This is a genomic window from Pseudomonas sp. (assembly GCF_030683065.1).
In the GTDB taxonomy this organism is placed as follows: Bacteria; Pseudomonadota; Gammaproteobacteria; order Pseudomonadales; family Pseudomonadaceae; genus Aquipseudomonas.
Genome location: NZ_JAUXMX010000060.1, coordinates 17,362 through 30,230 on the forward strand (window position 1 = coordinate 17,362; position 12,869 = coordinate 30,230).

Below are 12,869 nucleotides of genomic sequence, written 5' to 3' on the forward strand. Positions count from 1 at the left end.
CTCAACTAGCGCCCGGCATCCGCCATATCAGCAGGCGCGAGCGGCGCCAGTCATGCAATTCGACCTGCTGACCGGCCGGCACCCCAGGCACCTCGAAACTATTGCTGACCAGCAGCGAACCAACAGCCATTTGCGTCGAGGCCTTGACCCACAACTCAGCCATCGGCGCGGGAGAGAGAAAGCAATACACCACATCGAATTGCGCCAGATCGGTGCGCCAGAGGCTTTCGTAGCGAATCCGACAGTTGCGCTGCGACAGTGCGCGTAGCCAGGCGACGGCGAACGGCAAGGGGGCCGTTTCTACTCCGACGAACTGCGCCTGGGGAAATCTCCGCGCCAGCCAGAGCAATGCCCCTGCGGGACCACACCCTAAGTCGACGAAGCGAAAATCAGCCTGCTGCTGGGCAAGCAACTCGGCCAGCGCCTGACGGCTGCGCGCCCCGCTCAGATAGAGCGGCACCCGCTCGCCGAAGCTGTTCCAATTACACAGCAATAGCAGCAGGAAGCCGACCAAAAAAACCCATGACGGCAGCGCCGCACCACTGAATAAGAGCAGCGCCGGGACAAACCCCAGGTTCAGCCACCACCACCAAGACGGCAAACCAAACCAGCGGCCAAAACTCGCCGCCAGCAAGCCCAGAAGCAAACCGGCGGCCAAGCCGCTGGGGCGCCAACTGAATAGCTGCACCGCCAAGGCCATCGACCCGCCCACTAGCAGCGCGGCACAAAGCTGCGCCAGCAAGGCCAGGAGCGCCGGATAGCGCCCCGCCGTTTGAGCAATTATTTGCACGCACGCGCCCATTTATCGCCTCTAATTAACCTGTCGCCGCCCTACAGTCTAGCCTTCGGCACTACCCATGAGCATCAGTAACGCGGCAGCGCGAGTCTGCATGCCCCGCGTGCTAAACTGGCTGGCGGATTTTACCGCAAGTCAACCTCGGAACTTTCATGGCCAAACGCCAACTCAACCGCCGGCAAAGCTGGCGCATCGACAAAATTCAAGGCGAGCGAGCTGCCCGCGCGGCCAAGCGCGAGACGCAGGCCGTACAAATCCTGGAAGGCGGTGACCTCGGCCCCGAGCAGATCGGCCTGGTGATCGCCCACTTCGGCGTACAGGTCGAGGTCGAAGCCCAGGACGGCGAACTGGCCGGCCAGGTGTTCCGCTGCCACCTGCGCGCCAACTTGCCCGCCATGGTCACCGGCGACCGAGTAGTCTGGCGCGCCGGCAATCAGGGCATCGGCGTCATCGTTGCGCAACTGCCGCGCAAAACTGAACTGTGCCGCCCGGATACCCGCGGCCAGTTGAAGCCAGTGGCAGCCAACGTCGACTTGATTGTCATCGTCTTCGCCCCGCTACCCGAGCCTCACGCCAACCTGATCGACCGCTATCTGGTCGCCGCCGAACATGCGGGTATTCGCCCTCTGCTGCTGCTGAACAAGGCCGATCTGATCGATGAGCAGAACGCTGTTGCGCTGAATGTCCTGCTCGGGGTTTATCGCCAACTGGGCTACCCCGTACTGGAAGTTTCAGCCCATCAGGGCGACGGCATGGAACAGCTCAAACAACAACTCGACGGCCATGTCAGCGTTTTCGTCGGCCAGTCCGGGGTCGGCAAGTCGTCGCTGGTCAACAGCCTGCTGCCTGGCGTGGACACCCGTGTCGGGCCGCTGTCGGAGCTGACCGGCAAAGGCACCCACACCACGACCACCGCACGCCTGTTCCACTTCCCCGGCGGCGGCGAACTGGTCGACTCACCCGGTATCCGAGAGTTCGGTCTGGTGCACGTCAGCCGTGCGGATGTCGAAGCGGGCTTTATCGAGTTCAACGAGCTGATCGGCCAGTGCCGCTTTCGCGACTGCAAGCATGATCGTGAGCCCGGCTGCGCGCTGCTCAAGGCACTGGAAGACGGACGCGTCCAGCCACAACGGATGGCCAGCTACCGGCATATCCTCGCCAGCTTGCCCGAAGCGGATTACTGAAACGAACAGGCCGCGATCACTCGCGGCCTGCTTGGACACTGACAGCTCATTCGCTCGGCTGGTCGAGCTGCAACACCCCATCCTCGAAAAGATTCAAGCGCTCAAGCGACTCCACCGGATCCGCGGCAGGCGACGGCGGTTCGGCGCTGCTGCCCGGCACCTCAGGCGCTATTTCGACGGCACCTTCCTGCTCGCCTTCGATATCCCGCTGAGCCTTTTTGGTTAACACGACGATATCGATACGCCGATTAACCGGATTAAGCGGGTCGTCGCGATCAAACAACGCCGACGAGGCGTAGCCAACCACTCGAGCCACCTGATCCTCGTCGTAACCGCCCGCTATCAAGGCACGCCGAGCAGCATTGGCCCGATTTGCCGAGAGTTCCCAATTACCGAACTCACCGACACCGGCAAACGGTTTGGCATCGGTGTGGCCGCTGATGCTGATCTTGTTCGGCACCGCCCTGATGGTGTCGGCCATGGCCAGCAGTATGTCCTCGAAATACGGTTGCAAGCGCGCACTGCCGCTGTCGAACATCGGCCGGTTCTCGGCATCGATAATCTGGATACGCAAGCCGTCCTGAGTAATTTCGAAGAGGATCTGATCCTTGAAACGCTGTAGCTGTGGATTCTCCTCAACCTTGTTCTGCAGTTCCTGCAACAACAACTCGAGACGTTCGCGCTCCAGCTCCTCAGTCATGCCTTCGACTAGCGAAGGAGCAACCTGCCCAGGCTCGATCTCGACCTCCTCGCCCTCGGTCTGATCATCGACCTGCTGATTTAACGTGCGATCCGGCGCAGGCGTTGGCGAGCCGCCAAGGTCAATGACAAAGGGACTGGCGCTTTCGGAAAAACCGATAGGATCCTGGAAATAACCCGATATCAGCTTCTTCTGCTCAGGCGTGGCCGTGGTCATCAGCCACATCACCAGAAAGAAGGCCATCATCGCCGTAGCGAAGTCGGCAAAAGCAATCTTCCAGGCGCCGCCATGGTGCCCGCCAGCCACTTTCTTGATTCGTTTGACGATAATCGGCTGATTATTTTCCATGGTTCAGCTGTCAGCTCCCACGCATGGCCTGCTCAAGCTCGGTAAAGCTTGGCCGATGCGCCGGGTAAAGCACCTTGCGCCCGAACTCCACTGCAAGCGATGGCGGCATACCTGACGCTGAAGCCACTAGCGCAGCCTTGATTGCCTCATACACATTGAGTTCTTCTTTGGCGTCGTGCTCCAGCGCAGAAGCCAGCGGACCAAAAAAGCCATAGGAGGCGAGAATACCTAGAAAGGTGCCGACCAAGGCGGTGCCGACTTTCTGGCCGATTTCGGCATTATCGGCTTCAGCCAGAATGGACATGGTGATTACAATACCCAATACCGCCGCCACAATGCCCATAGCGGGCAAGCCATCGGCAACCTTCGCCACGGCATGGGCAGGGTGATCGATATCTTCTTTAAGGCTCGCCAGCTCCATATCGAACAGACCTTCCAGCTCGTGCGGCGCCATGTTGCCGGAGGACATGATGCGCAGGTAGTCGCAGATATAAGCGGTCATGCGCTGGTCTTTGAGGATACCGGGGTACTTGCTGAAAATCGGACTGGCACTGGGGTCTTCAACATCAGCCTCGATTGCCATCATGCCTTCACGACGACTCTTATTAAGAATCTCATATATCAGCTGGAGCACGCTAAGGTAGTAGGTATGGGTAAAGCGCGAGCTGAACATGCTCAGGGATTTTTTGAACACCGACATAAAAGCGCTGCCGGGATTGGCCTGCAGGAAGCCCCCCAAAGCCGCGCCACCGATAATCAACACCTCAAAGGGGTGTACAAGCGCCATGAACTGGCCGCCTGACAGCATGAAGCCGCCAAGTACGCTGGCAATTACAACGATGATGCCAATAATTTTTGCCATAAAAAGGAATCTTGCAAGAGCCTCTCGTGAGGGTTACGTAAAACAACCCTTCTATTTATCGGAACTTATGCGCGAGACTATAGCCAGTTAAGTCTAAAAGCCAGCATGGCTAGGCACCGATGCCCACTTCCAAGCCCCTACCGCGCACCCTCGAATCCTGGATCGACCGGCTGGACAAGCAATTGTTGCCGGTGCCCGTCGAAAACCACCTGAATGTCTGTCGCGCCCTGTCAGATAGCCGCCGCTCGCTACGCGATATAGCCGAGCTGATGCAGGCAAGCCCTGCACTGGCGCTGTGCGTGCTAAGGGAGGCCAATCGACGGGCAGGTAGTTTAAGCACGCCGTCGGAAAGCCTGGAAAGCGCGCTCAGCCGCCTGGGATTGCAGCGCACCCTGGAGCTGGTCAAGCGCCAACCCGCTCACCCCCTCAATGAGATCCCCTTGGCACTGCGGCAGATCCAGTTGATCAGCCAGCACGCCTCACAGCAGGCCAGCGGCTTGTTCAGCGGCCGTCTGGCGCGGCTCTGGCAAGAGATCCACTGGGGCAGCCTGTTATTTCTCGCGCCCATCTGGTCGTTGCTCGCCGCCCATCCCGAACTATTCGAGCAATGGGAGCAACGCGTACTGGCCCGTGCCGAGCCTGCCTGCAAAGTCGAACAGGATCTCCTCGGCGTTCCTTTGCTGCCACTGTGCCTGGCATTGGCCGAACGCTGGCGCCTGCCTGACTGGGTGATCCAGGGCTACCGCTTGCTGATTGCTGATCGCCGCCAACTGGTCAAGGCGCTGCACATCGCCCGCGACAATCAACACCCGCTCCATCAGCAGCAAATGCTCGATGCTGACACCCCTCTGCGGCGCTGGCTGACTCAACCGGCCAACAGCATCCTGCTGGCCAACGGCCTGGCACTGTCCGCCCATCATGCCTGGAACAGCCCACACAGCCTGCGCTGGCAGCATCTAACCGGGCTCTACCTGCAACTGCCGCTGGACAATGTGCAGCAGCAGATTCACCAGCACGCCGCGCAAAGTGCGCGCCAACATGCCAGCGCAGAACTCTGGCACCCCGCCCAAGCCCTGCTCTGGCCTTGGGCCGCTAGACGCCTGCACTACACCGCGCCCACTGCACCGCCCAAGGCAACCGTGGCAGCGGACAATGGATGGCGCCAACACTGCGCACAATTGCTCGCGCAGCCGAGCGCATTCCACAACCTCGACCAACTCACTGGCACTATCACTCAAGCGCTGCAGGCCTGCGGCATGTCGCGAGTGCTGCTGCTCATCGCCGACCGCAGCCACCGCCGCTTACGAGCACAGCAACAGGCCGGCCTGGACCCATCAGCCAATGCGCTGATCATTGAGCCACAGCACAGTCAAGCCCTGCGACACCTGCTCAAGGCACCGGCACAGTTGCGCCTGGCGCCGGCCAATATCGCGAAGTTCTCGGCCCTGTTGCCTGGCTCGCTGAAAGCACTATTTCCCAGCGAGCACCTGCTGATCCGCTCACTGGCCAGCAACGACCGTGTCGTCATGGTCATCGTCGCCGACCAGTCTGGAGCGCCGCTCAACGACACCAGCGTGCAAGCTTTTGGTAAAACCGCGCAATGTATTGAGCGCGCCCTGGGCAGTTTTGCCAAACGTGAACGCTAAGCTTTCCGTTACACTTTGCTCCCTAAACTCATGAACCCGAAGAGGCCCGGCATGACTGTTTTCGCTGCGTTGCCATTGGTTATCGAGCCGGCGGAGCTGGCGGAGCGCCTGGATGCTCCCGACCTTATCCTGGTCGACCTGACCAGCTCGGCACGCTATGCCTGCGGCCACATCCCCGGTGCGCGCTTCGTCGACCCGAAGCGCACCCAACTGGGCCAACCCCCAGCACCTGGCTTGCTGCCAGAACTCGCGCAACTGGAACAACTGTTCGCCGAACTGGGGCACAACCCTAACGCCGTCTATGTGATCTACGACGATGAAGGCGGCGGCTGGGCCGGACGCTTCCTCTGGCTGCTGGATGTGATTGGCCACAGCCAATACCACTACCTCGACGGCGGCCTGCACGCCTGGCTGGCGGAAGATCGCCCGCTGAGCACCGAGCAGGCCGCCGCGCGCGCTGGCACAGTCACGCTGACACTCGACGACAGCCCGACAGCCAGCCGCGAATACCTACAAAGCCGCCTGGGAGCCAAGGATTTGGCGATCTGGGATGCCCGCTCGCCAGCCGAATACAGCGGCGACAAGGCGTTGGCCGCAAAAGCCGGACACATCCCTGGCGCAGTCAACTTCGAGTGGACAGCCGGCATGGATCCAGCCCGCGCCTTGCGTATTCGCCAGGACATGCCCGCAGTACTCGCCAGTATGGGCATCAACCCGGACAAGGAAATCATCACCCACTGCCAAACCCACCACCGCTCCGGCTTCACCTACCTGGTGGCCAAGGCGCTCGGTTACCCGCGGGTTAAAGCCTACGCCGGCTCCTGGGGCGAGTGGGGCAACCATCCCGACACCCCAGTCGAACGCTAAGCCAGCGCATAGCTGTTACCCGCATGCCATCGAATACTCAAGGGATCCACATGAAACAACGCCTGTTCATTGCCAGCCAATACCTGCTCCCGCACCACCTGCTCTCACGCCTGATCGGCTGCGCAGCCGAATGCCGCGCAGCCTGGTTCAAGAACCGCCTGATCACCTGGTTCGCCAAGCAGTATCAGGTCGACATGAGCGAAGCGCAGATCGAAGAGCCGACAGCCTTCGAGCATTTCAACGCGTTCTTTACCCGTGCGCTTAAAGAGGGCGCACGACCACTTGATACCACGCCGGGCGCAATCCTCAGCCCCGCGGACGGGGCGGTCAGCCAACTCGGGAAAATTGAGCACGGCCGGGTATTCCAGGCCAAGGGCCACAGCTTCAGCGTGCTGGAATTGCTCGGCGGTGACAGTGAACGGGCCAGCCTGTTCATGGGCGGCGAATTCGCAACCATTTACCTGTCGCCCAAAGACTACCATCGCGTACACATGCCGCTAGCCGGCACCCTGCGAGAAATGGTCTACGTGCCTGGCCGGCTGTTCTCGGTCAACCAGACCACCGCGGAAAACGTCCCGGAACTGTTCGCCCGCAACGAGCGCGTCGTATGCCTGTTCGACACCGAGCGCGGGCCAATGTCCGTGGTACTGGTCGGCGCCATGATCGTCGCCTCGATTGAAACGGTCTGGGCCGGCCTGGTCACGCCGCCCAAGCGCCAGCTGAAAACCGTCCGCTACGACGAGGCCGCACGCGCCCCCATCAGCCTGGACAAAGGCGCTGAACTGGGCCGTTTCAAACTGGGTTCGACAGCCATTGTGTTATTTGGCCCGGACCAGGTGCGCTGGGCAGAAACGCTAGGCGCCAACAGCAGCGTGCAGATGGGTCAGGCTATCGGCAACAGCCAGGCCGACTAAGCTGAGCGGCGCCTGAACCTGGACAAAGCGCCGCGAGTGATAGGGTAACTTGCATGCCCAATATCACTGCACGCACGGAACGTTCCGAACGGCTGCGCATCTGATCAATGCCGCAGCCACGCGGATAGCACTAATTCTGGCGGCACGCGCCTCAAGCAGCAGACAGATGCAAGGCATGCGGCCCACGCCGGATACTGCTAGAGTTCGCAAGATTAATTTTCAAGTGAATGTCTCGGCTGAGCTCCGGGCAATGGAGCATCCTAGCTAACATGGATAAACAGAGTCCCCACTTACTGCTCCGCGTCCCTACACCGCAGAAGCCGGACCTGTCCTTCTGTGATGCCAGCCCGCGCGACCTCAAGCGCTGGATCGCCAACCTGCCGAAAGCCAATCTCGGGGAAACCGCCCGCCAGCTCTACCAGGCGCTGATCGAACTCAACCAGTTGCGCACAGCTCCTGACAACCGCCTGCAGCTGCTAGAACTACTGCGCCCTGAGGTTTATTTCGTCTGCAAACACCTGGAGCGGCACTTTCTCAACCAGGCGATTGTTCTCGATGAGCGCCCGCGCAAAGTTGCCAACCTCTGCCAAGCCCTGCAGAACCATCTAGCCGTCGGCTACAAACTGATCATTGCCAACCTGGCTGCGCAAAATAATGGCGAACGCGGCCCACTCCTCAGCATCGCGCTGCAGCGCGCCATCCATAGCCTGTGCGGGCCATTGATTCGCGCCAGCCAATTGTATTGCCCCGTTCCTGAAGGCCTGTGGCTGGAACTGCACCAGATCTACCAGATAGCCCGTGAACGGAAGCTGCACAAACTCGCGATCCGCGACCCTTTGGCCAGCCACACGCAGGGCCTGAGTACCGAGCAAAACTATGTGGTTGCGTTATTGCTTGGTTGCGCGCGCTGCAACCAGATGCGCCAGAATGCTATCGCGCGCCTTGCCGAAGTCCTTGAGCCATGGAGCGCACTGGTCAGCTTGCAAGCCGGCGATGCGCCCTCAAGCCTGTTTGCGGCAGCTCCGCAAGTCGACGGTCCGCCGCGCTACACCTCGCTTTTTCCAGAAAAAGAACTGCTCAACGCGCTAGGCATCGACCCCCACGCGCTGGTTGATGCAATCCAGGAATACCTGCTGCTGCCAGCAGAGGATGCCAGCCAGTCGCGCCTGCTGGTACCGGAAGGGTTCAGCATGGACATGCTGCAGCACCTGAGTGCCGCGTGGGGCGATATCTCCGAACGGACCTTTAATCGCTCCCAAGGCCAAGGCACTCTCACGTTGTGTATCGGCATGAGTGCACTGCACTTTTTCCTGGCTGATAAGCGCCCATTCAGCGAGATTCTGCAGCAGCCGAGCGAAACCACGACGGCCGTATTCAACGCCAACACCGACCTCAACACTGCGGATGTATGGTCGAAAGCCTTCGATGCACAGAAGAGCGCAAACTGGGACAGCAAGCTGCCCATGGAAGAGATCGAGTACAACAATCCCGCCAATCAGGACATGCCGACAGCCGCCAGTGAAGCTGAGGGCTACCCGACCTACGACCTGCCTATCGTCAACCACAGCCCGGGAGGCTATTGCCTGTCCTGGCCCAAGGACGTGCCGAGCCAACTGCAAGCTGGCGAACTGCTCGGCGTACAGGACTCTCCCCAACAGGGCTGGAGCGTCGCGGTAGTGCGCTGGATCCGCCAGGTGCGCGGTGGCGGCACACAGATGGGCATCGAACTGATCGCCCCGCACGCACAGGCCTGTGGCCTGCAGCTGCTGCGCAAGGCCGAACATAACAGCCAATACCTGCGCGCCCTGTTGCTCCCGGAAATCAGCGCAATTTCCCGCCCCGCGACCCTGATCACGCCACGCCTGCCCTTCCAGGAAGGCAATAAGGTGATGATCAACATCAACGGCACAGAACGTCGCGCCGTACTCAGCCAGCGTAAAACCAGCACCGGCAGTTTCAATCAGTTCGAGTACCGCAGCGTCGAAGAAACCCCCCGTGATACTGATAAACCCGTCACGGCCCATGACAGCCAACGCACGGGTGGGGCGGAAGACTTTGACTCGTTATGGAAGTCGCTGTAGATTGCCGACAGATCGATTTTTGTCGCATTTTCGCGCCCATTAACGCGAAAGTCCTGCAGCAACGCGATCCTCACCCACGTCGCACCAAGGCACAAAGCAGCCTTTAGCGCCGGGTGAGGAGAACGGGTATGCCGCAAAGGCTTTCATTATTCGGACTGCCTGTTGTGGCATATCCGTTCGCGCAGATTTGACTCCCGCCATGGCCATCGAAAAAAAAACCATTCGACTGCTGATTCTCGAAGACTCGCAGAATGAGGCCGAGCGTCTCGTCAGCCTGTTCCGAAACGCTGGCCGCGCCACGCGTGTGCACCGCCTGACTTCCAGCGATGACCTGAGCGAAACCTTGCAGCAAAGCTGGGATCTGTTGATCTGCGCGCCAAGCAGCGAGCACCTCGATCCAGGCGAGGCGATCAACGCTATCCGCCGCCAGGCCAAAGATATCCCCGTCATTCAATTGCTCGCCGACAATGATTCCGACAGCATCACCGAAGCCCTGGCTCTCGGCGCCCAGGATGCGCTGCCGCAAGGCGAAGACGAGCGCCTAGTGCTGGTGGCCAAGCGCGAACTGGCCAACCTCGAAGAACGCCGCGCGCGCCGCGCCGCCGAAGTGGCGCTGCGTGAAGCCGAGAAACGCTGCCAGCTGCTGCTCGACAGCTCGGTTGATGCCATTACCTATGTACATGACGGCATGCACATCTATGCCAACCGCGCCTACCTTGAGCTCTTCGCTTACAAGGATGGCGAAGAGCTGGAAGGCATGCCCATGATCGACTTGATCGCCAGCGCCGACCAAGGCAGCTTCAAAGACTTTCTGAAAAATTACCAGAACGCCGAGGGTAACGCCGAACTGGCCTGCTCTGGCGTCCAGGCAAGCGGCCAAACCGTTCCGGTGCGCATGAGCTTTTCGCCTGCCACCTACGATGGCGAACCCTGCATCCAGGTAGTGATACACGCCGAAAGCGGCAACGCCGAACTCGAAGAAAAGCTGCGCGAGATCAGCAGCCAGGACCTGGTCACAGGACTGTACAACCGCAGTTATTTCCTCGGCCTGATGGATGCCGCAGCCGAGCGCGCAGTAATTGCCGGCCAGCCGGCCAGCCTGGCCTATATCCGCATCGACCGCTATGCCAGCCTGCTGGCAGACGTTGGCCTGGCGGGTATCGACTTACTGCTCACCGACCTGGCCAGCCTGCTGCGCGAGCACTTTACGCAAGACGCACAGCTGGCGCGCTTTGGTGATGACGTGTTCACCGTCCTACTGCCCGGCAAAACCCCGGAGCAAGTAGAAGCAAGCCTGACGAGCCTATTGAAAAAGGTCGAGGGCAACCTCTTCGATATCAACGGGCGTACCGCACAAAGCACCCTGTCGATTGGCGTCGCGGGGCTAAATGAAAAAACCTCGAAGGCCCAGGAAGTGGTCGACCGCGCCCAACGCTGCGCCGACGAACTGGACCAGGGCAATGCCCTCAAACTGTTCAACCCTGGCGATGAACTGGCAGCTGCAGCCAACCGCGGCAATATCGTCGCCATGGTTCAGCAAGCACTGGAGCGCAATAGTTTCCGCCTGTTGTTCCAGCCAATCATCAGCCTGCGCGGCGATAGCCACGAATACTATGAAGTCTTGCTGCGCCTGCTCAGCCCGCAGGGCGAAGAGGTTCCGCCGCACGAATTTCTTAACGCAGCCAAAGAAGCGGGCCTAGGCGAAAAGATCGACCGATGGGTCATCCTTAATTCGATCAAATTGCTCGCCAACCACCGTAACAAGGGCCACAACACCCACTTGTTTGTACACCTTTCAAGCTCCAGCTTGCAGGATCAAACCCTGCTGCAGTGGCTTAGCGTGGCCTTGAAGGCAGCGCGACTGCCGTCGGACGCACTGGCTTTCCAGTTCAGCGAGCCGGATGCCATTGCCTACCTCAAGCAGGCCAAGGCACTGACCCAGGGATTGAACGAACTGCACTGCAAGGTGGCGCTGAGTCAATTTGGCTGCGCCATCAATCCCTTCAACACCCTCAAGCACATGCATATCGATTTCGTCAAAGTCGACGGTTCCTTCTCCCAGGACCTGTCGACCCCGGAAAGCCAGGAAGCATTGAAAGTCCTGCTGGCCAGCCTGCACGCCCAGGCCAAGATGACCATCGTGCCCTTCATCGAAAGCGCCAGCGTACTGTCAACCCTCTGGCAGGCCGGGGTCAATTACATCCAGGGTTACTACCTGCAAGGCCCGAGTCAATCAATGGACTATGACTTCGCGGACGGCGACGAGTAAGCCAGCCCGCCAGGCAACCGGCTGTCGCCCCGACACCTGCCCAGCACTCATTTGACCCATGTCACGCTCCCGGCCAGCCCGTGCGCTAGAGTGTTCTAGCGCCCTTAGCTGCCGAGGAGAAGCACCATGACCATGATGAAAGCCGCCGTATTTGTCGAGCCCGGCCGTATCGAGCTGCAAGACAAGCCCATCCCCGAAATCGGCCCAAACGATGCGTTGCTGCGCATCACCACCACCACGATTTGTGGCACCGACGTGCATATTCTCAAGGGTGAATACCCGGTAGCCGCAGGCCTGACCATTGGCCACGAGCCGGTGGGCATCATCGAGAAGCTCGGACGCAACGTGCAGGGTTATCGCGAAGGCCAGCGAGTGATTGCCGGGGCAATCTGTCCGGACTTCAGCTCCTATGCCAGCCAGGATGGGCACGCAGCGCAGGGAGGCGGTTGCGCCTGCCATGGCTACAAAGCCCTCGGCGGCTGGCGCTTCGGCAACACCATCGATGGCACCCAGGCCGAGTACGTGATGGTGCCCGACGCCCAAGCCAACCTGGCGCCAGTGCCGGACGGCCTCAGCGATGAACAGGTGCTGATGTGCCCGGACATCATGTCCACTGGCTTCGCCGGTGCCGAAGCAGCAAACATCAAGATCGGCGATATCGTGGTGGTGTTTGCCCAAGGTCCGATCGGTCTTTGCGCCACTGCGGGCGCCAAGTTGCGCGGCGCCAGCACCATCATTGCGGTAGATCGCGTCGATGCACGCCTGAAAATTGCCCGCCAACTGGGCGCCGACGTCACCCTCAACTTCGAACAGGTGGATGTGGTGGAAGAAATCATGCGCCTGACCGGCGGCCGCGGTGTGGACGCCTCAATCGAGGCGCTGGGCCTGCAGTCCACCTTCGAGAGCGCCCTGCGGGTTCTCAAACCCGGCGGCACTCTATCCAGCCTGGGCGTTTACTCCAGCGACCTGCGCATCCCGCTAGACGCCTTCAACGCAGGCTTGGGCGACAAGCGGATCGTCTCCTCATTGTGTCCAGGCGGCAAGGAACGCATGCGCCGACTGATGAACATTGTCGAGTCGCAGCGTATCGACCTGGCGCCTCTGGTCACCCACAGCTACGCACTCAACGACATAGGCGCGGCCTACGACCTATTCGCCAACCAGCGCGACGGGGTACTCAAGGTGGCGATCAAACCGTAGAT

At 60.4% G+C, this 12,869-nt stretch carries 10 protein-coding genes; 7 read left to right on the plus strand and 3 right to left on the minus strand.

Annotation, left to right across the window (positions count from 1 at the left end):
* Position 1 precedes the first annotated feature (1 nt).
* On the minus strand, positions 2 to 802 hold the full coding sequence (locus tag Q8K09_RS18245; RefSeq protein WP_305256406.1) for a class I SAM-dependent methyltransferase: 801 nt from the start codon (positions 800 to 802) through the stop codon (positions 2 to 4).
* Between the two features lie 146 nt (positions 803 to 948).
* Between Q8K09_RS18245 and rsgA the strand changes: the two genes are divergently transcribed.
* Positions 949 to 1,980, plus strand: coding sequence for a small ribosomal subunit biogenesis GTPase RsgA (rsgA, locus tag Q8K09_RS18250; RefSeq protein ID WP_305256407.1), 1,032 nt, complete (start codon positions 949 to 951; stop codon positions 1,978 to 1,980).
* 46 nt (positions 1,981 to 2,026) lie between these two features.
* Here rsgA and motB read toward each other — a convergent pair whose 3' ends face one another.
* Positions 2,027 to 3,028, minus strand: coding sequence for a flagellar motor protein MotB (gene motB, locus Q8K09_RS18255; protein ID WP_305256408.1), 1,002 nt, complete (start codon positions 3,026 to 3,028; stop codon positions 2,027 to 2,029).
* Positions 3,029 to 3,038: 10 nt separating this feature from the next.
* On the minus strand, positions 3,039 to 3,890 hold the full coding sequence (gene motA / locus Q8K09_RS18260) for a flagellar motor stator protein MotA (protein WP_305256409.1): 852 nt from the start codon (positions 3,888 to 3,890) through the stop codon (positions 3,039 to 3,041).
* A 119-nt stretch (positions 3,891 to 4,009) separates the two neighbouring features.
* Between motA and Q8K09_RS18265 the strand changes: the two genes are divergently transcribed.
* The 6 genes from Q8K09_RS18265 to Q8K09_RS18290 all read left to right on the plus strand — a co-directional run bounded on the left by Q8K09_RS18265 (position 4,010) and on the right by Q8K09_RS18290 (position 12,867).
* Positions 4,010 to 5,536, plus strand: coding sequence for an HDOD domain-containing protein (locus tag Q8K09_RS18265; RefSeq protein WP_305256410.1), 1,527 nt, complete (start codon positions 4,010 to 4,012; stop codon positions 5,534 to 5,536).
* Positions 5,537 to 5,587: 51 nt separating this feature from the next.
* A complete protein-coding gene (locus Q8K09_RS18270) occupies positions 5,588 to 6,403 on the plus strand; it encodes a rhodanese-like domain-containing protein (protein ID WP_305256411.1) in 816 nt (271 codons plus the stop codon).
* Between the two features lie 50 nt (positions 6,404 to 6,453).
* On the plus strand, positions 6,454 to 7,317 hold the full coding sequence (asd, locus tag Q8K09_RS18275; protein WP_370869568.1) for an archaetidylserine decarboxylase: 864 nt from the start codon (positions 6,454 to 6,456) through the stop codon (positions 7,315 to 7,317).
* A gap of 269 nt (positions 7,318 to 7,586) precedes the next feature.
* Positions 7,587 to 9,398 (plus strand): molecular chaperone, encoded by a 1,812-nt coding sequence (locus Q8K09_RS18280; RefSeq protein ID WP_305256412.1) that lies wholly within the window; start codon positions 7,587 to 7,589, stop codon positions 9,396 to 9,398.
* Positions 9,399 to 9,597: 199 nt separating this feature from the next.
* On the plus strand, positions 9,598 to 11,667 hold the full coding sequence (locus Q8K09_RS18285; protein ID WP_305256413.1) for an EAL domain-containing protein: 2,070 nt from the start codon (positions 9,598 to 9,600) through the stop codon (positions 11,665 to 11,667).
* A 126-nt stretch (positions 11,668 to 11,793) separates the two neighbouring features.
* A complete protein-coding gene (locus tag Q8K09_RS18290; RefSeq protein ID WP_305256414.1) occupies positions 11,794 to 12,867 on the plus strand; it encodes an NAD(P)-dependent alcohol dehydrogenase in 1,074 nt (357 codons plus the stop codon).
* The last annotated feature ends 2 nt before the right edge of the window (positions 12,868 to 12,869 follow it).